17 protein-coding genes are annotated in these 23409 nt (G+C 58.6%); 3 read left to right on the top strand and 14 right to left on the bottom strand.

The window, feature by feature from the left end; all coding sequences use genetic code 11:
• Positions 1-83 precede the first annotated feature (83 nt).
• Together QKE30_RS03265 and QKE30_RS03260 are read right to left on the bottom strand one after the other, a co-directional pair.
• Positions 84-1433: an IS256 family transposase gene (locus QKE30_RS03265; protein WP_347934098.1), complete on the bottom strand. Its 1350-nt coding sequence runs from the start codon at positions 1431-1433 to the stop codon at positions 84-86.
• Between the two features lie 30 nt (positions 1434-1463).
• Positions 1464-2000 (bottom strand): hypothetical protein, encoded by a 537-nt coding sequence (locus QKE30_RS03260; RefSeq protein WP_347934192.1) that lies wholly within the window; start codon positions 1998-2000, stop codon positions 1464-1466.
• Here QKE30_RS03260 and QKE30_RS03255 point away from each other — a divergent pair.
• Positions 1905-3103 (top strand): IS3 family transposase gene (locus QKE30_RS03255; RefSeq protein WP_347934187.1). Its coding sequence is split into 2 segments (ribosomal slippage): positions 1905-2160 and positions 2160-3103, totalling 1200 coding nucleotides; the frame shifts between segments, so codons are not numbered across the junction. The genes QKE30_RS03260 and QKE30_RS03255 overlap by 96 nt on opposite strands.
• Here QKE30_RS03255 and QKE30_RS03250 read toward each other — a convergent pair.
• From QKE30_RS03250 to eccCa, 9 genes are all read right to left on the bottom strand, one after another.
• Positions 2996-3631, bottom strand: a complete 636-nt coding sequence (locus QKE30_RS03250) for an RHS repeat-associated core domain-containing protein (protein ID WP_347934097.1) — start codon at positions 3629-3631, stop codon at positions 2996-2998. The genes QKE30_RS03255 and QKE30_RS03250 overlap by 108 nt on opposite strands.
• 446 nt (positions 3632-4077) lie before the next feature.
• Positions 4078-4629, bottom strand: a complete 552-nt coding sequence (locus tag QKE30_RS03245; RefSeq protein ID WP_347934096.1) for a hypothetical protein — start codon at positions 4627-4629, stop codon at positions 4078-4080.
• A 15-nt stretch (positions 4630-4644) separates the two neighbouring features.
• A complete protein-coding gene (locus QKE30_RS03240) occupies positions 4645-9603 on the bottom strand; it encodes a DUF6531 domain-containing protein (protein WP_347934095.1) in 4959 nt (1652 codons plus the stop codon).
• Positions 9604-10018: 415 nt separating this feature from the next.
• On the bottom strand, positions 10019-10312 hold the full coding sequence (locus QKE30_RS03235) for a WXG100 family type VII secretion target (protein ID WP_034966005.1): 294 nt from the start codon (positions 10310-10312) through the stop codon (positions 10019-10021).
• 48 nt (positions 10313-10360) lie between these two features.
• Positions 10361-10696, bottom strand: coding sequence for a WXG100 family type VII secretion target (locus QKE30_RS03230; RefSeq protein WP_237744674.1), 336 nt, complete (start codon positions 10694-10696; stop codon positions 10361-10363).
• Between the two features lie 161 nt (positions 10697-10857).
• Entirely contained in the window at positions 10858-11163 is a 306-nt protein-coding gene (locus tag QKE30_RS03225) for a WXG100 family type VII secretion target (RefSeq protein WP_347934094.1), read from the bottom strand.
• A gap of 3 nt (positions 11164-11166) precedes the next feature.
• Complete coding sequence (locus tag QKE30_RS03220) at positions 11167-11484, bottom strand: hypothetical protein (protein ID WP_034985065.1); 318 nt, start codon at positions 11482-11484, stop codon at positions 11167-11169.
• A 3-nt stretch (positions 11485-11487) separates the two neighbouring features.
• The gene (locus QKE30_RS03215) at positions 11488-12060 is read right to left on the bottom strand and encodes a hypothetical protein (RefSeq protein WP_347934093.1); all 573 of its coding nucleotides are present in this window, start codon (positions 12058-12060) and stop codon (positions 11488-11490) included.
• A gap of 406 nt (positions 12061-12466) precedes the next feature.
• On the bottom strand, positions 12467-16522 hold the full coding sequence (gene eccCa, locus QKE30_RS03210; RefSeq protein WP_347934092.1) for a type VII secretion protein EccCa: 4056 nt from the start codon (positions 16520-16522) through the stop codon (positions 12467-12469).
• Positions 16523-16639: 117 nt separating this feature from the next.
• Between eccCa and QKE30_RS03205 the strand changes: the two genes are divergently transcribed.
• Positions 16640-18145 carry an EsaB/YukD family protein gene (locus QKE30_RS03205; RefSeq protein WP_347934091.1) on the top strand — a complete coding sequence of 502 codons (1506 nt, stop codon included), beginning with the start codon at positions 16640-16642 and terminating at the stop codon, positions 18143-18145.
• Between the two features lie 129 nt (positions 18146-18274).
• On the opposite strand, the gene QKE30_RS03200 is transcribed toward QKE30_RS03205, so the two are convergent.
• Together QKE30_RS03200 and QKE30_RS03195 are read right to left on the bottom strand one after the other, a co-directional pair.
• Positions 18275-19204 (bottom strand): MaoC family dehydratase, encoded by a 930-nt coding sequence (locus QKE30_RS03200; RefSeq protein ID WP_239202271.1) that lies wholly within the window; start codon positions 19202-19204, stop codon positions 18275-18277.
• Positions 19205-19248: 44 nt separating this feature from the next.
• Positions 19249-20595 carry a 3-oxoacyl-ACP reductase gene (locus QKE30_RS03195; RefSeq protein ID WP_005295764.1) on the bottom strand — a complete coding sequence of 449 codons (1347 nt, stop codon included), beginning with the start codon at positions 20593-20595 and terminating at the stop codon, positions 19249-19251.
• 200 nt (positions 20596-20795) lie between these two features.
• Between QKE30_RS03195 and QKE30_RS03190 the strand changes: the two genes are divergently transcribed.
• Positions 20796-22112, top strand: a complete 1317-nt coding sequence (locus QKE30_RS03190; protein ID WP_347934090.1) for an acetyl-CoA C-acetyltransferase — start codon at positions 20796-20798, stop codon at positions 22110-22112.
• 14 nt (positions 22113-22126) lie between these two features.
• Here the strand turns inward: QKE30_RS03190 and QKE30_RS03185 are convergent, their stop codons facing one another.
• On the bottom strand, positions 22127-23383 hold the full coding sequence (locus QKE30_RS03185) for a DUF4185 domain-containing protein (protein WP_347934089.1): 1257 nt from the start codon (positions 23381-23383) through the stop codon (positions 22127-22129).
• Positions 23384-23409 lie beyond the last annotated feature (26 nt).

Here is a 23409-nt window from a genome sequence, read left to right as displayed (position 1 = left end):
CCAGGGTCTTCTCCGAGACCGTCTACCTTTCGTTGAGCTGCTGAGCGCGAGAGTGTCCGATTCTTTGTGTGCGGGGGCTTGGTTTACAAGTAATCCGCGAATCGGTTGGGGTAAGACACGGCTAGTTGGTTGATGGCCTGTTTCCACCCAGTGGCTTTCGCTCCTTCAATATAGCCGTTGCATTCAATATCGCGTTTTGCTTTCTTTGCTCGCTGGGCAGCGCGCTTGTCTTCGATGTTGCAGATCATCAGCCACAGCGTCTTTAGTGCGGCAGTATCGTTTGGAAATTGACCCCGGTTACGGGTAGCTTTACGCAGTTCGGCGTTGAGCGATTCGATGGAGTTGGTGGTGTAGAGCACTCGCCGCGCCGCTGGCGGGAACTGCAGAAACGGCACGAACCGCTCCCATGCATCACGCCAGACTTTGACCGACTGGGGGTATTTCCGGCCAAGTTCACTGGCCTCGAAAGCATCCAGGCTGGCACGTGCGGTGTCCTCGTTAGCGGCTGTGTAGACCTCACGCAGTGCGCGGGAGACCGCTTTGCGGTCCTGGTAGGACACCCACCGGTTCGCAGCCCGAATCAGGTGCACAATACAGGTCTGCACCATAGAATTCGGCCAGGTCGCCTCCACAGCTTCCGGCAGGCCTTTGAGCCCGTCGCAGCACACGATGAACACGTCTTGGACACCACGGTTGGCCAGATCCGCACACACCGATGCCCAGAATGCGGCGCCTTCATTATCAGCGATCCACAATCCCAGGATGTGCTTGATGCCGTCCATGTCGACACCAACCGCCATGTAGCAAGCCTTGTTGACCACGCGGTGGCCGTCACGGATCTTGACGCGTAGCGCGTCGAGGAAGAGCACCGGGTAAAACTCGTCGAGCTGGCGGTTTTGCCAGATCATGACTTCGTCCAAGACCGCATCGGTAATGGTGCTGATCGTATCCGGGCTCATATCCACACCAAGAGTGGTTGCGAGATGGTGCTGAATATCGCGCACGGTCATCCCACCGGCGTACAGCGAGATAATCATGTCGTCGAGCTCTGTGAGCCGACGTGCACCCTTGGGCACCATCCGGGGAGCAAACGTGCCGGCACGATCCCTGGGAACGGTCACTTCAACCGCGCCGTAGCCAGAATTGACGGTCTTGGTGTAGGACCCGTTACGGTGATTGCCGCTCTGTGTGGCTTCCGCCTGGGTTTTGGCCTTGCGGTCGGAATGGCTATAGCCCAAATGCGCATCCATCTCCGCCTTAAGACCAGCGTTGATCGATGCCTGCAGTAGGCCTTTGACCAGCTCGCTTGCATCATCAGCGGAAGTCGACAGCTCGCTGATCAAGCTAGCGATCTCAGGATTTTCCATCAGCTTCTCGCTGATCTCGTTGACCCTCGCCGGGTCATGGCTTTTCTTCGGTGACACCGTAGTCATTATCGGTGAAACTCCTTCTAGATCAGAGCCTCACACACAAAATTCCTGACACCCTCCTGAGCGCATTTCGACGGCTCCTCCGTCCTTGGCTAGTTCGTTTTGGACCAGCTGTTGACCCTCTGTGAGCTTAGCATTGCCACTCTTGATTTCAACGAAGTGGAATTGTTCATCATTGCCCTTGATAATGAACTCAGCGCGGCTATTCTTCCACGCTCCTTCTCCAAGATTTACGCGAGTGGTGACCTGCTTTGCCCAATTATCGGGTCCCATTTGTTGACGAATGATTGATTCCGCGTTTGTCTCGAATTTTTCTCCGGCGGCCTTGTTCGCGGAAATATGCGACATTAAGCCGAAAATGTCGATCCAGCATGCTGCGTGGTCGACGTGAAGTGTCCCAGGTTTTGTTCCGTTTGAGTAGATGGGAAAATCTGGAATATGCCAAGGAAATTTGACCAGGATGCCAAGGACCGTGTGGTCCGTCTCGTGGAAGACCGCATCTTGGCGGAAAATATGTCGATGCAAGCCGCGTGCCAGGCAGTAGCCCCAAAGCTGGGCGTCTCGTGGCACACGGCGAGGCAATGGACGCAGGCCGCTCGTCGCGAAGGACGTGTTGTGGAATCAATGCCCGAGGACCTTGCTGCAGAAAACGCACGGTTGCGTCGAGAGAATCAAGAGCTGCGGGACACCAATGAGTTGTTGAAAGCCGCCTCAGCTTTTTTCGCATCCGAACTCGACCCAAAACGTCGGAAATGATCCGATTCATCGATGAGCATCGGAATCGTTTCTCAGTCGAGTTCATCTGCCAGACGTTAAACAAGCATCGCGAAGGCGGTTTTCTTAGCTCGCGTGGATACCGCCAATCCAAGGCCCGGGGCTTAAGCTCCCGCGCTTTTCGCGACGCTGCCCTAGTAGAGCGCATTACCGAAGTTCATAAACAAAACTACGGTGTCTACGGGATTCGCAAAATGTGGCGCGTGCTGCGCCGCCAGGGCATTGACATTGGACGCGAGCAAACAGCCCGGCTGATGCGCAGTGCTGGACTGTCCGGCAAGGGCAAAGGTGGGGCACCAATCACAACCCGCAAACCCAAGGGCCCGGATCATCGCCCTGACTTGGTAAAACGTGAGTTTAAGGCCCCTGGCCCTAATCGGCTGTGGGTGGCGGACATTACCTACGTGCGCACCCGAAAAGGCTTTGTGTACACCGCGTTCGTGACCGATGTATTCTCCCGGAGGATCGTCGGATGGGCGCTGTCCGATTCGATGCGCACCGAAGCCTTGCCGCTGCAGGCGTTGAACCAGGCAATCGTGTGCGCTAAGGAAACAACGGGCTTGATTCACCATTCAGACCACGGCTCACAATATGTGAGCATCGTCTACAACGAGCGCTTGGCTGAGCACGGTATCGCAGCGTCCACTGGGACGGTGGGCGACTCCTATGACAATGCTTTGGCTGAGAACGTCAACGGCTCCTACAAGAATGAGCTGATTCATAGGCGAACGTGGGCCGATGTCGTCGACGTGGAAATCGCGACGTTCGAGTGGGTGAATTGGTGGAACGAGTCAAGGCTCCACCAGAGCCTGGGCTACCGCACGCCGGCTGAAGTCGAAACCGAATTTTGGGAACACCACCCCAGTCGAGAAATAATGGAAATCAAGGCACAAGCCTAGGAACAAAACCCGGGACACTTCAACGTACCCCTGGGCTGAGGCCAACCTGGGGGCGAGTCCTAGTGGGTCTTGGGCGTTGTAGGCACCCAGGGTGGGGTTGTAGTAGCGGAAGCGGTTGTACGCCCACCCGGATTCCGCATCCTCGTACTGGCCTGCAAACAACAGCGGGCTGGTACACCGCCCGGACCACGTGCGTGTGCCGTACAACGTTTGGGTGGTGTGTCCCTCGACGACACCGGTGGTGGTGTTGATCAGTTCCTGTGGTGCTCCGGCTAGGTCGCACACCAGGGCGTAGAACGTCGCATCAACCCGAGCCTGGGACCAGCCAGCGACGGGGTTGGCCGGAGTCTGGTTGGTGTCGTTGGCGTCACCGGTGTCACTGGTGTTACGGGTGGTTAGTGTGATCTGGCCGTGTGTCTCACCAGTGGCAGGGTCAGTGGTCCACACGTAGCCTTCACCCACATGTGCTGGATCGGTGTCGATGGTGGTGGTGACGGCGGCTAGTTGGTTACCGGTGTGGGTGAACACGTCACGGTGGGTAACTTCACCGGTGGTGGTGTCGATCGTGTCTTTGGCTACGCGTCGGCCGAGACCATCGTAGGTGTAGCGATAGCCAACACCGGGAGCATCACTTGAGCTAAAGCCGATGGGTTGTTCACCGGTGGCGTAGTAGAAGTGATGAACGAGGAGCGCTCACTAGCTTCTTTATGTTCAACGCCTAGCCTGCCCAAAGTGTTCGCTTTATGCACGGGCGGCTACTGATTAGAGGTACTGACGCTCATCTGCCCTTGTAGAAATTGAACCAACTTGAAGGAGGTTGAGCGAGTGAGTTATTCAAGACCAAAGGCAGAATGTGCAAGTGGTCAAACCTAACTGACATGGGAATTTATGTGTAGATCATTGAAACGAAAAACATTAGGATTATTAAAACTGAACAGACGCATTTGATTCGCGATGGCGTTACCAATTGATGGTTAATACTCGAACTCTATTCCGAAGTGTCCCTTCATTTGCTTTGTGATCATATTGAGGATTTCATCTTTGATGTCTTGGTTGTGCTGAAAAGCGTAGTTGGCTCCGCCGTGGGCGGTGACCCGTGCATCAATGAATCCAGCGCCACTAAAATTCTTTCTGGCGATGACGGGCTTAGCATAAGACACTGCTCGTGGATACTTAAGCTGGTATCGCCAGTCAATCTCGGGGTCGATGGAATGTAGATAGGAGCGGACCGCGCAAGCGAAGTCATAGCAAAGGCTCAGTGTTGCAGCTGAAGATGCGTCACCGTCGGTCTGGCGAGATGCGGCAATTAACGTTGCTACCGTTACTACTTTTTCCTCCGATGTGTTAAACGGTAATTGTCCGCACAGCGATGAACTGATTATTGAAAAGCGCTCAGCTTCAAGATCGATAAATGTTTTTGTAAATGATGCTAGCTCCTCCTTGGTGAGATCTTCAAGCTTTTTGCTACTAAAATTGGTGGGAAAGAGCTTGTAGCTCTGCAGGAAAGTATCAATATTTACGTTCATAGAACATCTCCATTTCTATCTTCGAAGAATGAACGCGTTGTCAGTGTCGGACCATTTGAAATTATTTTGAGTGAGATAGCCCTGCATGGGTTTGGTGAATTGCTTATCCCGCAAGCTATCTCCGGTGAAACCTAATTGTTCAAATTTTGGATCTCCGTGCCATTGAACTTCTCTGAGGTCTCCGCGTTTGAAGAGTGCAACGTCTTTGTCTACCTGGTGGCGAATGAACCGTGATGCTCCAACCTTTCCGGTCTTTTGTTCATGTCCGATCATCATATCGGGTTCGAAAACATCGACGAACCTCTTTCCCGTTTCTCCTCTTGAACCTGTGATTCCAGCGTCAAAGTACTTCTCAGTTTTCGCGCCAGGAAGTAGTTTCGCCAAATCATCTCTCGCCTGATTGCCAATCTTCATGTTGTTCCTAACAACATGAGACATCAGCCCGAGCACGTCGACCCAGTGTGCTGCGTGGTCGACATACCCCTGGGCTGAGGCGAGTCGTGGGGCCTGGCCGAGTGGGTCTTGGGCGTTGTAGGCACCCAGGGTGGGGTTGTAGTAGCGGAAGCGGTTGTACGCCCACCCGGATTCCGCATCCTCGTACTGGCCTGCAAACAACAGCGGGCTGGTACACCGCCCGGACCACGTGCGTGTGCCGTACAACGTTTGGGTGGTGTGTCCCTCGACGACACCGGTGGTGGTGTTGATCAGTTCCTGTGGTGCTCCGGCTAGGTCGCACACCAGGGCGTAGAACGTCGCATCAACCCGAGCCTGGGACCAGCCAGCGACGGGGTTGGCCGGAGTCTGGTTGGTGTCGTTGGCGCCACTGGTGCCATTGGTTAGTGCGATCTGGCCGTGTGTCTCACCAGTAGCAGGATCAGTAGTCCACACGTATCCTTCACCCACACGTGCCGGATCGTTATCCACGGTGGTGGTGACGGCTGCCAGTTGGTTACCGGTGTGGGTGAACACGTCACGGTGGGTAACTTCACCGGTGGTGGTGTTGATGGTGTCTTTGGCTACGCGTCGGCCGAGGCCATCGTAGGTGTAGCGATAGCCAACACCGGGAGCATCACTTGAGGTAAAGCCGATGGGTTGTTCACCGGTGGCGTAGAAGAAATGATGAACCAACGGTTTCTTACCTAGACGTTTGGTCACGGTGCGGGTGATACGGCCTGCAGCGTCGTAGGTGTAGGTAGTCCGGCCGACCTTGACTGGCAGGGTGTTGTGGTAGTCGATGTCCCCGTCGGTGGTGGAGGCCAGCACACCTGCTGGGGTGAAGGAATAGTTCTCCTGGACGGAAACCCCAGTGGTAGCAGCATTGCCTGATTGTGCTGGAGTGCCTGCTCGTGCAGGGGTGTGTGTCGTGGTGTGCGGTGGGGTGGTGCCCTGGTCACTGGGGTTGGTGGTGGTTGGTTGGGGTGTGCGGGTCGCACTGGTAGCGCGGCCTGTAGCGTCGACGGTGAAGCTGGTGGTGCCGCGTAGGTGGTCGGTGATGGCGGTGAGGGTGGAGTCAGCTCGCCAGGTGAAGTCACGGCCAGCAACAGGGGCAAGCCCGCCGGTGGTGGTGCTGTCAAGCAGGCTGGTGTGATCACCGGTGATGCGCCCCCGAATATCGGTGTGTTGGGTGCGTACCAGGTTGTCGATGGCGGTGGTGGCGCGGTGGCCGCGGGTGTTGGTGGTGTAGGTCAGCTCGGCAAGCAGGCGACCAGTGTGATCCAGGCCTGCCGGGTCGGTTGTACCGGTGTGGCGGTCATGAGTGACCGCTGGGGTGGTGTGTTGGGTGATGGTGCTGGTGGTGATCTCACCAGCGGCATTGCGTCCGTAGCCGGTGGTGATGGTGCCGGCCGCAGGTAGGGTGAGGTGTTCGCCGGTGACCATGCCCGTGGCGGAAAGCTCGAGAGTGTGGCGGGTTTCTTCGCCACTGGCCAGGCGTGTGGTTTCAGCGGTGGCTCGGCCGTAGGGATCGCGGGTGTAGGTGATGGTGGCAGCCGGGTTGGTGATGCTGGTCAGGCGACCGAGAGGGTCGTAGTCAAACAGTGTGGTGCCGGAGGCATCCTCAATGCTGGTGGCAAGGCCTAGCTGGTTGTAGGTGGTGGTGGTTGTGCCTGCTGGGGTGGTGACATTGGTGATGAGTCCGTCGGGGCTGGTGGTGTTGGTGGTGACGATGCCGTTGTAGTCGGTTTGTTGGGTGATGTTTCCGTCGAGGTTGTAGGTGTAGGTCCAGGTGTGGCCGTCGGCGTTGGTGATGGCCACGGGTTGCATTTGGGTGTTGTAGGTGATGTGGGTGGTCGCCCCGGTGGCGTCGGTGGTGGTGGCGGGTTTGTCGAAGACGGTGTAGGTGGTTGTGGTGGTTGCTCCGGTTTCGTTGGTGGTGGTCAGTTGGTTGCCTTCGCCGTCGTAGGTGGCGGTGAGGGTGGTGCCATCGGGGTGGGTGAGTGTGGTGGGCCAGCCTTCGGGGGTGTAGTCGATACGGGTGGTGTTGCCGTCGGGGTCGATGGTGTCGGTGATAAGGCCTTGGATGTTGAGGGTGTGGCTGGTGCGGCGGCCGGCGGGGGCGGTGATGGCGATGGTGCGGCCGGCGTTATCGCAGTCGATGTGGGTGGTGGCCCCATCGGGGTTGGTGATGCTGGCAGGGGTGATGCCGGAGACACGGTAGTCGTAGGTGTAGGTGGTGGTGGCTCCGTCGGCGGTGGTGACCGCGGTGGTCATGCCGAAAGCATCAACCTGGTAGTCGGTGGTGTGTCCGTCGCGGCCGGTGATGCGTACGGGCATGCCCCAGGTGCCGGGTTCGATGGTTGTGGTGGTGCCATCAGGGTAGGTGGTGTCGACGATGAGGTCGTTGTCGTCGTAGGTGTAGCAGGTGGTAGCACCGGCCGCGTTGGTAACGGTGGCTGGGAGGTGGTGGTTGGTGTAGGTGGTGTCTTGGATTGCGCCTTCGGGGGTGATGATGCGCCAGACGTCGCCGGCGGAGGTGGCGCGGTAGACGGTGGGGCGGATGTCGCCGAGGAGGTCGTCGGTCAGCCAGCCGGTGGGGATGGTCCAGTTGGTGGTGGTGTCGCGGTTGGTGGTGCGGCCGCGGCCGGTCAGGCCTGCTTGTTCTAGTCCACCGTTGAGGAGGGCTTGGTAGAGGGGGAGGTTGTGGAGGCGGTCGAGGTAGGTGTCAACGACACTATCGCCGGTGTTTAGGGGGTCGCCGGTGAAGTCGCCGGCGGTTTCGATGAGTACGCAGACGGTGCCGCCGATGGGTGCGTCGTCGCCGGTGTCGTCGCCCCAGTAGAGGATGTTGGGGAACATGCCACCGGTACCGACTTGGGCGGTGACACGGCCGTGGTCATCGTAGCGGTAGTGATACGCAGCACCATTCCGGTCACGCCAACCAGCAGTACGGCCTTGCTCATCGTAGAAGTAGCTCAATACACCAGCATGGGAGTTCACCACGCGAATGAGCTGACCTGCGGCGTCGTATTCATAAGAGATCAGCCGCTGAGGTGCTTCGTCAGGGTGAGTCTGCTGGTTATCAACCCAAATGGAAGCCACACGATTCGTAGCGTGATCCCAGACCAAAGACAAGTGAGTTCCATCGCTGCGCGTGATATCTCGCATCTGGCCAGTGGCCTGATCCCACGAGTACGTGATGGCCGCGCCCGTGTGATGAACCAACGCCGTGACACCAACGGTGAAGCCCAGACCAAGATCAGCGGCGAAAGAACCGGTGCGCAACCCCGCGCCAGCCGAGTGTCCACCAGCTGCAGGGGAGCGGTCCTCCACACCCGATGTAGTGACGTAGCTCCCGTCACCAGAAACAGAAAATACGTAGGTGATTCCCTCCGCTACATTGCGCACACGGTAGGCACCATCTGCAAAGGAAAGCAGCCACGCGCGGCCGTCCGCGCGGACCTCGGATCCGTCCAATGGGGCTGGCGGGAACGTCAGCAACGCACCATCGGGAGAGACCATAAGGATTTCGTCATCCAAGATCTCAATATGCACATCCATGCGCGAGACCCACCTGGAGCCCAAAGCTCGTCCCAACTCGTGCGCAGAATTAGCGTTTCGGTCGATGATCAGCGGCAAGATGCCAGGGATGTTGATGTCTTGAGTGAAATCGACCATGTTGCCCGTCGCCATATCGACAGGCTCAGCAGCGAAGCAAATCTGGCCGCCGCGGGTGATCTTTGAATAGGCAGACTTGGCAAACTTTTCGCCAGCTTCGCCTGCGACACGGCTGGCTCCATTCGCCATCTTCAGTGCAGCCGAGTTGGCACCGGACTTCGCCGCCGCCTTAACAGCGGACGCAGCCTTGCCCATGCCGTGCGTTGCCTTGGCAACGGTATTGCCAAGCTTCCCGGCCTTCGCAAGTTTGGCTATACCGGCAAAAGGCAAGGAAGTCGCCACGTCGAAAAGCACCTCGCCCCACGACGCGTTGCCCGTTGCTGCAAGCAAAGCCTTCAGCCCAATGCCTGCAATCAACAGGCCAGCGCCGATTGCCTGAAGCCCAGGAACAAGAAGCAAAACGGAACCGACAATCTGCATGATGTCAGAAATAGCGGCGAGAACGTCAGCATGATCAGACACCCAATCCTTGGTTTTCTGCCATGCACGCTCCAGCATGTTCGGATTGTCATCAAAGTCTGCTTTAGCCTGAGCCGCGATCATACCTACGGCGGAATCAACCTCTTCGCCCAAGGTTGTCTTAATGGCATCAGAGGTCGAAATATGCCCCAGCCAAACAGTCTTAACTTCCTCAAAGTGGAGGCGCGCTGCTTCCATGGCAGTCTGAGCCGTCTGCGCATCAGCTTCTGCAGAAACGGCTGCGGAGGCAGTCGCGGCACCCACACCTGGAATCATCGATGTGCTTACGGCGGTGGCGGTCGCTGCCGTCGCTGTGACTCGCGCGCGAGCCGCGTTGACCTCAGCCGAGTTTAAGGCGGTAACAGCGGCCTGATAGTCAGCATGGGTAGCCCGAGCTGGCACTTCAAGAGCTCCCATTTCCGTTTGAGCAGTTTTCAGCGCAAGCTCGTAAAGGTGGACGGCGCGACCAACACCTGAGTGAGACTCGCCAGTGATATCTAGATGGCTAGGGAAGTCAGCGTTCAGGAGTTCCTTGTATCGGTCGCCCTCGGAGCCCTCGAACCCGCCGTCGTTGATAGACCGCATTGCGGACGCCGCGGTCGTTGCTTGATTGCCGAAAGTAGAATAGCGACGCGCCGTTTCCCCAACGGCTCCAACGTTTCCACCAATGTGGAAGTTCTTACCTTTGTAGACGAAGAACGGGGCAAGCAATAGTTCTGGCATGGCGGGCTAAGATCCTCTGGTCTTTGGTCAGATGAAGAAACGAAGGGGAAATCGAAGGGGAGGGGAAAGGAGAGGGCTAGAGAACCTAGCCCTCTTAGGAACCAGCGATAGCTTGGGAAGCGCGGCCACGAGTCTCAGCGACGGACTGGGTGTTTTCATCCAGCGCGCCACGAATCTGGCCCAGAATTTCCTTCAGGTTATGCGCAGCGGAAGACCACTTACCGTGAACCTGGGAGTATTCCTCCTGCTCGGAGCCTTCCCAGCTGGAAGCCAGCTTGCGGATATCAGAATCCATCTCCGACAGGGTGGACTCGATCTGGTTCATTACGCCATTGAGATCGCCAGAAGTGGACTCAGCATCGGAATTGTTGTACGCGTACACAGCCATGGTGGACGTTAACCTTTCTACGAATGAAAATGTGGTGACGGTGATTGGTTAGAGAATGTTGCCCTGCTGGAAATTCATACCGGCAAACTTTTGCTGCAGCGCGCTGGTCTGCTCTTCCTCACCCGACTGGTAGGACTTACCAGCTTCATCAACGCGACCAGTCAGCTCCTCCAGAGCCTGCTTAACCTGATCCATGTTGTCCGACCATGCCTGAGTCATATTGTCCCAAGCTCCAACAGAGGAACCCTTCCAGGATCCCTTCAACGGCTCCAAAGCTTCCAAGAACTTAGAAGACTGGTCCATCAGGTTCTGGTGGTTGGTCTGCAGAGAAGATACGTGACCAGAAACGGCACTGTGTTCAACGGAAAGGTGTTCGCTACCCATGATTACTCCTTGTGCGAGTCCGACAACACGGGCTCGTCAATAGTGGTGAAAAACTTGTACAGGTTGGCGCGCAGTTAGATCGGTGCTGGAAAGAACAAACGCGAGAGAAGATTTCCGACCTTCACCCGCATGCACCCCGCGCGTGACATTAGCTAACTGAGCTAACTGGTTTCATCGAGCACTTTGGCAATTCCTTCGCGAAGCTGTGTATTGCCATCTTTCATGTTTTGTAAGGCATCTTGGACATCCGCGAGGACGTCCTTCAGATTGGTGGCGCCTTCTTTCCACTTGGTGATGATCTCGTAGTACGCATCAGCCTCAGTGGCCTCCCAGCCTCCACGAAGATCTTCAATTGAGCTGTCAATATCCTCCAAAGTATTCGCGATATCGCCCATTACTGTGTTGATATCGCCCTTTGTGGAATCTGCCGCCGAATCGCGGAACGCATAATACGTAGCGCCAGACATGTGCTATTCCTTTCCCCTGAGCTTGGCGGCAAACTGGTTGAAACCTTTTGCGGATTCGTCATCGTATTGCTGAGTGACGTCAGCGATCTTGCCCGACACATCTCCCAGCTTCCCGACGTTTTCCAGAAGGCGGTTGCGTGGGCCATCCCACTCGCCGAAGTATTCGGCTACCGCCTGCTGGATTTTGTGGCCGTGGATGGAATCCACACCGGAAAGAAGGTCGGCGCCTGTCTTATCGCCTTCCAGATCGGCCTTCATGCCGGCGAGATTGTTTGCAATATCACGCAGAGATTGCAGAGGTACTTGAATGTAATCGGACATGCCTTACTCCTGTTTCTGCAAAGCTTCCTGGCTGCCAGCGAAGAAGTTCGAATCGAGTAGATCCAAACCTTCAAACGTTTCACCCAACGTCTCTGGATGCGCCTGAACACTGTTGGCCACACGCTTCACAATGTTGCCCAGCAACTCACCAGTCTCCTCATCTGGAGCCGATCCAGAAATGACCAACGTCCAGGTGGTGGAGGGAATGGGGAGAAACGCCTGGTGGTGGAATGTCGTGCGCCGCTGAGATATTGGACCGGACTGGGTGGTGTTGGATGAGTGCACATAGGCCATTCCCTTGGGGGATGTGCACTGCTGTGTGGTCGCGTCCTTCGTAGAAAAAGCCTGCTCCACGGTGCGCAGGCTAGCAAACTCAGGGGAGCTGTCGTACCAGCGCAACAACAGCGTGGCTGACGTTGCCTGTCCATCTTCCGAGAGGCCGGGGAGGATCAGGGTTAGAAGAATGTTTCCATCGCGGGCGGCTTTAACCAGCTGCTCGAGCTGCTGAAGCACTATCTTTTGTTCGGCTCGCTTTAAGCGGTGGCCAGGAATGTAATTCTCCGCGATCTGGGACAAACGGTGTGGCGAAGACTCTGGATGAGTGTCAATACGAACCCAGTTGGTGGGTAGGGAGGCTTGCCATAGGAACCGTGGACGTGGGGCATCCGGGTGGAACCGCACAGGCGAGGTGACCGAATTGGCCATAAAGCCTTTCTCCTTATTAACTCACTCGATCGCACCGTCAATCTTGAATACCTTTTCGAGGATACCAGTTGAGCCTCGAGATCGCATTGCAAATTTCGATTAAAGGGAAGGTCGGGGACCTAGATTAGAGAATCCTGAGCGATGGGAAATCTGCAGGCATGACAGCACGGTTTGGGTATTTATCGATAAGTTTCTGGGCTAGCTGGGGATCGGACACTTATGTAAAAATGAGGCGCGTGTAAGGTGTAGTTCGCCTTAGGTTTACCTATAGTGCCCTTTAATTGGGGGAGCGGAAACCAAGCTGAACCAACTCCACACGGCCCGGGCCACGCACCCACTGTGCACGGCCAGTCGGTAGCTGCTGCAGGTACACCTTCGGCCACACAGCGCCCTCTTGCTTCTCTCCGCTGAGCAGCAAACCATTTGCCCCGTTGTCCCGGATGCCTTGCGCAAACGTGTCATACGTGGCTCTCGACACACCAGCCGCGCGGCGTGCAATCCACACGTGAAGACCAATATCTGCGCCATGGGAAAGGAAGGGAACCAGTGGCCGGAGCGGATTGTTGGTTCCCTCGAACTGCTCAAAATCGTCCACCACAATGTAGATTTCGGGGCCTTGCCACCACGATCGATTGCGCAATTGCTCCTGCGTTACATCCGCAGGGGGCAACCGCCTCTCCAACTCCTTGGCGATACCTTTCGCCAATAGCTCCGCGGCGGACTTTGTGCCAGCGTACTCACCCAGGAACTCCTCAGGACACTCGCCAAGCAAGGTACGACGGGCGTCGAAAATACCAAACATCACCTGGCCCGGCTGCTTGCCACGAATTGCCTCCGACATCAATGCACGAAGCGCCGTCGTCTTTCCTGACGCATGCTCACCCACAATGAACAAATGACGCTGAGCACCATCCAAATCGAAGCGCGCAGGTTGCAACGTTGATTCCGCCAATGCCACCACAGCAGGCTGACCGCCGCTGGCCTCAATCAACTCCTGCAGCATGACCTTCTCCGGCAACATGCGTACCGCAGGCGCATTCTTAAATGGGCTTGCTTGAGCAATCGCGGAAATCAGTGCCTGCGTGGACTGCTCCCGAACCACATCTGGCTGTTCCAGCACAGGGCTTGCCACATGGGAAAACAGCTTGTCCGCCGACAGAATGCGACCCGTCGGCTGGCCCGCCAACTGCTCTTGCGGCTTCTTCCCGATCGAGGAATCCAGAGGGTCATTTAGGCGATGTTCCAGCTTTGTGCCAATTACAGCCTGCAGCTGCAGCCGGAAATCTGCCCAGCGTCCCGTTGCAAACACCACATGTATGCCATAACCCAGGCCGCGGGCAGCCAAGTTCTGAGCCTGCTCTGCCAGATCCTCAAAGTCATGCCGAAGAGTTGCCCAGCCATCGATAATGAGAAAGACGTCGGCGCTGGGCAGCTCCGGAAGACGGCCCGCCGCATGAGCGCGGCGCATATCTTCCACGCTGGACAAACGATGCTCGGCAAAGATGCGCTCACGGTCCGCAAGGAACTGTAGCATCTCAGAAAACATGCGGCGCAACTTATCCTCATCAAAACGCGTTGCCACATCACCAACATGGGGAAGCTCCGCAAACCCGGTGAAGGCCGAACCGTTCAAGTCCGCGATGTACATGGACACTTCCGCAGGCGTGTGCGTCAGAGCCGTGGCCAGAACCAGGGACTTCACCGTTGTCGTCTTGCCCGATTGCGGAGCACCCATGATCGCAACATTGCCCTGCGAGCCCGCCAAATCGACAACAAGTGGGCCCTGCCACTGCTCCAAAGGCTTATCCTTCAGCCCCAGTGGAATCTGCAATTGACCGGTGCGCTGAGCACGCATGCCACGGTCAGATGTGAGCTCTACCTGGCCCAACGCCGAGCCAAGATCGATCCTGTCGGGAACCGGAGGAAGCCAAATCTGACGGGTAGGTTCCGCAGCGGGGATCAAGCGGGACACAACCAGCTCCAACGTCGTAGTTGGCTCTACCACCGGTTGGATATTCGCCGACTTCTTGGCATTCGTAGCCAGCGAAAGCTGGTGTGCCTCAACACGCTGCTGCAGCCAGCTTTCCGTCGTATTCTCTAGCTCCAGAGGCATCGGAACAGGTGGAAGCTCGCGCTCCTCCTGGGATGCGGAGGACGTGTACGGTCCCGACACATAAGCGGCCTTAAAGCGGTCAAAGATATCCGGATCCACCTTCAAATAGCCCGAACCAGGAATAGGGGGGAGCTCGTGGGCTGCCGTGGAACCAATGGCCGTGCGGGATTCGGATGCGGAAAACGTACGCAGGCCAATGCGGTAAGACAAGTAAGATTCCAAGCCGCGCAGGCGGCCTTCCTCCAAACGCTGAGAAGCCAAGAGAAGGTGCACGCCAATGGAACGGCCGATGCGCCCGATCTGCACAAACAATTCGATAAACTCCGGCTTGGCTGCCAGAAGCTCACCAAACTCATCAATCACCACAAACAGGACAGGCAGAGGATCCATGGAGGTCGAGCCATCCTGGTCGATCTGTTTTTGTCGAATGGCGTTGTACTCTGCAACATTGGCCAAGTTGCCAGCCTTTTGCAGAACATGCTGGCGGCGCTGAATCTCGCCCAAAATCGAATCATGCAGGCGATCCACCAAGCCCGCTTCGTCCGCCAAGTTATCCACCACCGCAGCCGTGTGGGGAAGTGGCTCCAAGCCGGCAAACGTCGCGCCACCCTTAAAGTCCACCAAAACCAGCGATAGCTGATCGGGATGATGGTTGATCACCTGAGCCAAGACGATGGTGCGCAGCACCTCAGACTTACCCGAACCGGTTGCGCCCACACATAGGCCGTGTGGACCCATTCCGGATTTCGCGGATTCCTTGATATCTAGGTAGATCGGCTGCGCCTCGGCGTCAATTCCAAAAGGCACCTTCAGGAACTCATCCGCGCCACCCGGACTCCATTGGTGGGCAATGTCGTAGGTAGCGAAGTCATCAATGCCCAGCATCGCATCCAGGCCAATGGTCTGTTCAAGCGGAGCGTCCGGCGTGGCATCCTCCACCAAGCGCAGAGGTGAAAGCGAACGCGCCACGGACTCCGCTAAAGCAGGGGAGACCTCATCCAATCGGCCACGGAAACCTCCATACAGCATGCGCTCTACAAAGCCATCCTCGCCAGGTTTGGGTTCGCGCACCTCACCACGGTCAATCAGCTGAACCTGGAATTCGCGGGAATCCTCAATGGATACACGAACGTCCACGTGGCTCGGCTCGTCCTGTTGACGCAGAGACGTGGCCAGCACAGCAATACGGGCCTTCTCCAGGCTCAACACCTGAGACAATTGGCCCTCCAGCCAGCGCCCATGCTCGGAATCCATGTCCAGCACCACCACAATGAAAGGCTCCTCCAGAGACTTCATTTGGTACCGGGCGCGCTCCTTCAACTCGTCATTGCGGCGCTCCACCTCCTGAAGCAACGACTGGGCGGAAGTTTCATCGTGGCTCACCTGGCGCTTGCCCAGAGGCCCATCAAACTCGTCCTCACTCAAGACATGAGGAAGCCACAGCGCCCAATCTGCCGTATCCGCATGATCAGCCAATGGCAATGCAAAGTGGAAACGCACGTCATCAGGAGCATGGAACACCGCCGCTTGGGTGACAATCGTGCGCAGCGCCTCCGTTGTCAGCTGGGGAGAACCCACCAAACTGACCACACCACGGGCTGGAATGGCGATGGGAGTATTCTCCACGGTTTGAGTGCGCTTCAGCATGCGCTCTGCGTGCGCTTGGGAGATCGGCTCCGGAATGGCCAACGGGTCCGTGGCCTCCTTCACCTTGATACCGCACGCCAGCTGGCACGTCCCTGATCCGATGCGGGTGACCAACACATCTTCGTCGCTACGGCGCCGCTCCCACAGACGGAAGGGATTTCGAATGGCATCCTGCAGCGCGCCTGGCTCGGGGCTGCGCATTGCTGCGACCTTTTGTTGCTCAGTTGCCTTGTCTTTTGCCTTCGCCTCCATTTCCTTCAGGTGCTCCAAGAAACGAATTCGGGCTGTTTCGGCCTCCTTGCGCTTGCCCGTGCGCGAACGCGCGAACATCACCAGCGCGCTGACGATCACCATCACGAACATCACCGAGCCGATGGCCATGCGGATAGGGTTGCCGGACGACATCATCATGAGCACCATGCCCATGCCACCAATAACTGGAAGCAGGAACGTCACCGCATTCGCCGCCGCCCCATTGGAACGGATCGTTGGAATCTGGGCCAACTCCAACGGCCCTTGTGGCACTATCGCTCGATTCGCGCGAGCCGGACGGTGAATAATCTTGGTGGACATTACTTCAGCAAAAACTCTCTACGCACGTATCGGGGATCAACAGGACAATCGGCCGCTAGGCGCATACAAGGGCACCCAGTCACGTGCCACACGACAATCCATGTAATCATTACTACTATGTCTGCGATGTTTGTGAGATTAAGTGTGTTTTGGCAAGACCATCAATTGGATGTCAGCCTCCCAGCACACAGGCCCGTCATCGACTACCTCGATGACGTGGTGGAACTGTTCCGTGGACGAGTAGCAGATTCCGAATTTACCGCAGACGTGGAAGCTACCGCGCACCTGTGGGTGCTGTCCTCCCCAGAAACGGGGATTATCAACGCTGAGCGCACTCTCGAAGACTATGAGGTGCTGGACGGGCACAAGCTCTACCTGTCGCAGCGAGCTGAAGCCGCCCACGCACCATTTGTCGATGACATCATGGCCGAAATGCGCAGCACCATTGGTGCCTCCCAGTTTGCGTGGTCTGGAACCACTCGCACAGATGGTCTGCTGGCAACTATGTTGGCCACTATTACGTTGGTTGGCCTCGTTGCACTCAAGGGTGTGTGGGGTAGCAGCCTCGCGGGGCTTGGTTTTGGGCATGGCTCCTCTGCCAGCGGACACGTTGTGGAGGCGTGGAATTCAGGTCGAATCACAAGCGTCGTGACCGCTACCGTCCTGACCCTCCTGGCAATCGGGATTGCTCTGTGGAAGCCCCGTCCGTGGGCTCAGAAGTTGGCGTGGTCCCTGCCTATCTTTGGGTTCATTGTCTCTGCAGCCGTGTTGCGGCCTGTGGACAGTGCGCTAGGGCTAGCCTGGACAATTAGCATCACTGCGCTCTGTGCGGCCATCGCAGCGTGGATCGCGCTGAGGAAGCAGGCGACAGCTACAGCGGTTGCAGCCGGGATCGTCGCCGTTGCTGCGGCGGTCTTCGGGCTGGCAACCTTCCTTGGTGCAAGTCCTTTTGCGCTGGCCGCGTGGACAGCATGGCTGCCCATCGCGATGCTGCTGACCACGTCGACGCTTGCCATCAGTAGCACCGGGCTTGCTGCGATGCTTCGTCGCAGTGACGCAGGGGAGTCCATTAGCCGCGAATCCATCCGCGCTGCCGCCCTACGCACTGAAGCAATTAGTCGCGGTATTAGCTGGGCCGCAACAATCATGGGCGCCCTTATTGTGCTTGTTCTCAACACAAGCAGCTACTGGCAACAGGGGCTCATTGCAGCCCTGCTGGCGGTCATCCTGATCCTGCGCACGAATGGCTTCTCGGATGCTCGGATCATTAGCCCTCTGCTCATCGCCGGAATCACTGGCCTCGCCACGAGCACCGGCAGCTTCGTGCATTGGTTCTCAGGCGACGGATCGCAAACTGGTAAGGACTCCGCTGATCAGTTTGGTGTGAATGCGTGGATCTTCAACAGTGCTACTGAGAGTTGGCAGCCATGGGCTGCAGCCGCCCTGGTCATCGTCATCTCGCTGATTGTTCTAGCCTTTATCGCAAGCCGTCAGCCGGACGAACTGGCCGAGGCTCGCATGGCCAAAGTCATCACATTCATTGACGTGGTGGCGTCCCTTGCATTCATCCCCATTGTCCTCATCGGGCAAGGTGTGCTGACCTACTACTGGGCGGTCAGTTAGGCGTCGTTCTACTAGGACCCTGGCGATAGATATAAGAAAGCTCGTGGCGCGAGGAACGCACCACGAGCTTTTTTACCGGCAGGTGATCAGCCGGTTCTGCCCGCCAAACCGACGTTGGCTAGATGTTGGCTAGATTCTTTCGACCTTGCCCACAGCGTGCAGGGTCTTTAGCTTAGACGCCTTGCGCAGCTGCAGATCCCACTCGCTGGGGCGCGGGTAGGCCTTGTCGCCCGCAGCCTCGGCGAAGAATGCCACGGTGGTCGGCAGCGTAACGGGCTTGGCGAACTCCACGCTGAAACGTGCAGCGGAAGGCAGCAAGCCCTCCAGGCCGCGCAGCATCGTGGCAGCGGACCACATGCCGTGCGCAATGACGGCCGGGAAGCCGAATGCCTTCGCGCCAACGCTGGAGACGTGGATCGGGTTCTTATCACCCGAAGCCTGCGCGTACTCCTGGATGTCCGCCGGGGTGACGCGGAACTTTGCGGATGGGGTCGCGTCGTACTCATCGAACTCAACCGGCTCCAGAATGCGGCCGTCGGTCGGCTGCTTGTCCTTGTAAGGCGAGGAGCTGGAAAGCTTCGCACCCTTAGACAGGAAGCCACTGGTCTGCTTCCACACGTCCTCGCCGTCGACGGAGACGACGGTAACGACATCCAGCAGCACACCCTTGGTGTGCGGACGCAGGTTCTCCGCGTGCACGCGGATGTCCAGCACATCGTCCACGGTCAGGTCGCGGGTCTGCTCGATGCGGTTGGTCAGGTGCACCAGGCCCACGGCATTAACAGGGGAGTCCGATGCAGTCAGGATCTTCATGACAATCGGGAAGCTCAGCACGTACGGGTACGTGATCGGCAACTCGTTGCGCAGGCGCAGGCCCGTTGCCGCGTTGTAGGCAGCCAGCTCCGGCACCTTGATCTTGACGCCCTCAACCTTGAACGCAGTCTTTGGATTGTCCTTGGCGCTGCGGGGGCTACCCACGCCCGGAACAACATCCTTGACGGCGTTGCGGTACTCGTCCATCAGCACTGGGATGGAATCCAGCTTCTTGTAGTCAACCACTGGTCGTGGCTCCTTTCTCTACAGTTCGCTTGACGGGGTTCGTCTTAGGCGCCCAGCATTGCCTGGCCACACACGCGGACAACGTTGCCGGTGACAGCCTGGGAAGCCGGAGCGGCGAAGTAGGCGATGGTCTCGGCGACGTCCACGGTCTCGCCACCCTGCTGCAGGGAGGACAGCAGACGGCCACCGACGCGGGTGCCGAACGGGATGGCGGCGGTCATCTGGGTCTCGATGAAGCCCGGAGCCACAGCGTTGACGGTGATGCCACGGTCAGCCAGCTTCTCGGAGAAGGAATCCACGAAGCCGATCACGCCGGCCTTGGTGGCGCCGTAGTTGGTCTGGCCACGGTTACCGGCGATACCGGCGATGGAAGCCACGCCGATGACACGGCCGTTGTCGGCCAGGCCACCGTTATCCAGCAGCTTCTCGGTGATGCGCACCGGTGCAGCCAGGTTGACGGCGATGACGGAATCCCAACGGCCCTCGTCCATGTTGGCCAGCAGCTTATCGCGGGTGATGCCGGCGTTGTGGACGATGATGTCGATCGGGCCGCCGTGGCGAGCCTCCGCGTGCTCCTTCAGCTTCTCAGCAGCGTCGGCAGCGGTGACGTCCAGCGGCAGGGCAGTGCCGCCAACCTTGTTGGCGGTCTCTGCCAGGCCCTCGCCAGCCTGCGGAACGTCCACGCAGATGACCTTCGCGCCGTCGCGAGCCAGCACCTCTGCGATGGTGGCGCCGATGCCGCGGGCAGCGCCGGTGACTACGGCGATCTTGCCCTCGGAAGGCTTATCCCAGTTGGCCGGGGCGGTCGCGGACTGGGCGTCAACACGAATAACCTGAGCGTCCACGAAGGCCGACTTGGCGGACAGGACGAAGCGCAGGGTGGACTCCAGGCCAGCGAGGTCGGCGGAAGCGTCCGGGGCGGTGTACACCAGCTGGACCGTGGCGCCGCGCAGCAGTTCCTTACCGACGGAGCGGGTGAAGCCCTCCAGGGCACGCTGAGCGATGCGCTCGTCAGCGTTGTCAATCAGCTCCGGGGTGGTGCCGATGACCAGCAGGCGGGCGCAGGGCTGTAGCTGGCGCATGACCGGGTGGAAGAAGTCGTACAGCTGGCGGAGGTCTTCCGGCTTGGTGATGCCGGTGGCGTCAAAAACCAGACCGGCGTACTTGTTATCGCCAGCGGAGGTAGAGACCTTGTAGTCGTCGGCGAGCAGCTCCTCGATGCGGCCGACCAGGCGACCGGAACCGCCCAGCAGAACACGGCCGTCCAGCGCGGGCTCGCCCTCCTTGTAACGACGCAGCTTCGTCGGTACCGGCAGGCCAGCCTGCTTGGAGATCTTCTTGCCGAGGTCCGAGTTGATGAACTTCAGGTATGCATCCTGGTTTTCAGGCACTAGCTTTAACTCCTCATGTCTATATTTTCGCCACAGTGGGTGGCAATTCGGCGCGAAATATACAAGTCTTGTTGGCGATACGCACACGCGCGTTGCCGAGACAATGTATGTTCTCATGTATAACCATACGGTGTGATCGAGCACACCGTGTAGGAAAACGTTCTTTCAATTCACATTCTTCGATGGAGTGACACAAAAATATGACTAACGGAGCACCCCGCAAGGTCGCCATCCTGGGCGGCAACCGCATCCCGTTCGCCCGTTCCAACAAGGAGTACGCGAACGCGTCTAACCAAGACATGCTGACCGCCGCCATCGATGGCCTGGTCGCACGCTACGGCCTGCAGGGCGAGGAGCTGGGCCAGGTCGTCGCCGGCGCCGTGCTGAAGCACTCCCGCGACTTCAACCTGACCCGCGAGACCGTCCTCGGCTCCGCACTGTCCTCCACCACTCCGGCCTTCGATCTGCAGATGGCCTGCGGCACTGGCCTGGCTGCCCTGGTACAGGTTGCGGACGCAATCGCCCTGGGCCGCATCGAGTCCGGCATCGGCGGCGGCGTGGACACCACCTCCGACGCACCGCTGGCTGTTAACGATCAGCTGCGCAAGACCCTGATCAAGCTGAACAACGCGAAGACCACCACCGACCGCCTGAAGCTAGTCGGCCAGATCCGCCCCTCCCAGCTAGCCCCGGAACAGCCGAACAACGGCGAGCCCCGCACCGGACTGTCCATGGGTGAACACGCGGCCATCACCGCCCGCGAGTTCGAGCTGACCCGCGAGGAGCAGGACCAGCTGGCGGCCGAGTCCCACCAGAAGCTGGCCAAGGCATACGACGAGGGCTTCTTCGAGGACCTCATCACCCCGTACCTGGGCGTGCAGCGCGATACCAACCTGCGCCCGGACTCCAACGTGGAGAAGCTGGCCAAGCTGAAGCCGGTCTTCGGCAAGAAGGATGCCGAGCAGCACGGCACCAAGGCCACCATGACCGCCGGTAACTCCACCCCGCTGACCGACGGTGCTTCCGCAGTCCTGATCTCCTCCGAAGAGTGGGCCGCGGAGCACAACATCCCGGTCAAGGCATACCTGGTGGATTCCGAGGTTGCCTCCGTGGACTTCATCAACGGCCGCGATGGCATGACCCCGGACGGACTGCTGATGTCCCCGACCTACGCGGTTGCTCGCCTGCTGAAGCGCAACAACCTTACCCTGCAGGACTTCGACTTCTACGAGATCCACGAGGCCTTCGCTTCCCAGACCTGCGCCACCCTCAAGGCTTGGGAGTCCGACGAGTACTGCCGCGAGCGCCTGGGCCTGGATGGTGCTCTGGGTGCCATCGACCGCGCGAAGCTGAACGTCAAGGGCTCCTCCCTGGCAGCCGGCCACCCGTTCGCCGCTACCGGCGGCCGCATCATCGCTACCGCTGCGAAGGTGCTGGAGGAAAACGGCGGCGGCCGTACCCTGGTTTCCATCTGCGCTGCAGGTGGTCAGGGCATCGTCGCCATCGTCGAGCGCTAAAGCGCCGCTAGCCGCTAGAACACCTTCGCCAGATCAGTCTTGTACACCACCGCGTTGTAGCTGTGCCACGAGGTGGCCACCCAGTACAAGTTCCCATCGGTCTGGTGTGGGTACATATACCCGCCGTAGATATCCGGCACCTGGGCCCTTGAGATCAGCGTTTTCGCACTGCTCCAGGGCCCTTCTGGTCTATCGGCCTGGCGTAGCACCATTCCTTGAGTGGATTCGTAGAGTGCCAGCCACTTGCCGAGGTGCTCGTTGTACTGCACGGATAGTTCGGAGACTCGCCCGTCGAGCACTGGCTTTGCAGCGTCCATGCGGGAGCTCCAGCCACTGCCGTCCCAGTAGTCCGCGGAGCTGAAGTCGGGGAATTCCGCCTCGTTGATGCGTGCCAAGCGCGCCTGGCCGGAGCGCCCCGACGGGGTGCCGTAGACGTACACGTAGCCGTCGTCGCCCGCAGCTGCGCCCTCCGGTGCCTTGGCGAAGGCGGTCATCTGGAAGTAGTCGTTGCTACGGCTGTGTGCTGGGAGGTCAGGCAGGCGGCTGTCCTTAGAAGCCACCGAGCTGGTGCGGTAGGAGCTCGGCACCACGGAGAAAGTCTTCCCGCCATCTGTGGATTTCGCCGTCGCGGCGTAGTTCGTGCGCCACTGTCCCGGGCGCCCCCAGTCGCGCACGGACATGAAGTCCACGTACTGCGCACCATTTACCTCGATGCCTGCGGTCGGGATGATTGTCTTCTCCACACCGTCGATCTTTAGAGATTCAGGTAGGAATTCTGCGGAGTTCGCCCCCGTGGCAGGGCCACCCATGTGGATGCCGTTGGAGGGATCCATATCGTCGGTCTCGTACAGAGCATTGGAGTGCCAGCCGTTGTTTCCGGCACCGCAGCGGAAGGAATCACCGAACGCTGCCAGCACGCGCCCATCGCCGGAATCCCACATGATGCCCAGGTCGGTGGAGCTCAAACCCGTCTTGTCGGTGCGGTCGGGGCCGAACCGGCCGGTAAGCACGTGCATCGCCTCGGTATTTCCGGTGACCTTCGGCATGCCCTCGGGCTTACCGGTCAGCCACTGTGGCTGCCCGAGACTACCGGCAAGTGAGCCGCTGCTGCTGGCGACCAGCCCATCGCTGGTGGTGGGCTTGTAAGTCCAGCATGGATCCGCCGCGGCGTGACCCGTAGACAGGGCGGTCACGGCGGTGGCAGTAGCCAGGATTGAGCCGGCAGTCAAGGTTGCGGCGAGGGTGCGGCGAGAGGCAGAAATCTTATGCATGCAAGTTATATTTGCATACGTCCTTC

Origin of the sequence: Corynebacterium sp. c24Ua_83 (assembly GCF_039907245.1) — a bacterium.
Classification (GTDB): Bacteria; Actinomycetota; Actinomycetes; order Mycobacteriales; family Mycobacteriaceae; genus Corynebacterium.
The sequence above is the reverse complement of the archived record's forward strand: the minus strand, read 5'-3'. Positions and strand labels throughout refer to the sequence as shown.

What these genes read in the sequence shown, in the direction of transcription:
- QKE30_RS03265 (WP_347934098.1), bottom strand. Translation starts at nt 1,433, where the DNA reads ATGACTACGGTGTCACCGAAGAAAAGCCATGACCCGGCGAGGGTCAAC.
- QKE30_RS03245 (WP_347934096.1), bottom strand. Translation starts at nt 4,629, where the DNA reads ATGAACGTAAATATTGATACTTTCCTGCAGAGCTACAAGCTCTTTCCC.
- QKE30_RS03235 (WP_034966005.1), bottom strand. Translation starts at nt 10,312, where the DNA reads ATGGCTGTGTACGCGTACAACAATTCCGATGCTGAGTCCACTTCTGGC.
- QKE30_RS03230 (WP_237744674.1), bottom strand. Translation starts at nt 10,696, where the DNA reads ATGGGTAGCGAACACCTTTCCGTTGAACACAGTGCCGTTTCTGGTCAC.
- QKE30_RS03225 (WP_347934094.1), bottom strand. Translation starts at nt 11,163, where the DNA reads ATGTCTGGCGCTACGTATTATGCGTTCCGCGATTCGGCGGCAGATTCC.
- QKE30_RS03220 (WP_034985065.1), bottom strand. Translation starts at nt 11,484, where the DNA reads ATGTCCGATTACATTCAAGTACCTCTGCAATCTCTGCGTGATATTGCA.
- eccCa (WP_347934092.1), bottom strand. Translation starts at nt 16,522, where the DNA reads ATGTCCACCAAGATTATTCACCGTCCGGCTCGCGCGAATCGAGCGATA.
- QKE30_RS03205 (WP_347934091.1), top strand. Translation starts at nt 16,640, where the DNA reads ATGTCTGCGATGTTTGTGAGATTAAGTGTGTTTTGGCAAGACCATCAA.
- QKE30_RS03190 (WP_347934090.1), top strand. Translation starts at nt 20,796, where the DNA reads ATGACTAACGGAGCACCCCGCAAGGTCGCCATCCTGGGCGGCAACCGC.
- QKE30_RS03185 (WP_347934089.1), bottom strand. Translation starts at nt 23,383, where the DNA reads ATGCATAAGATTTCTGCCTCTCGCCGCACCCTCGCCGCAACCTTGACT.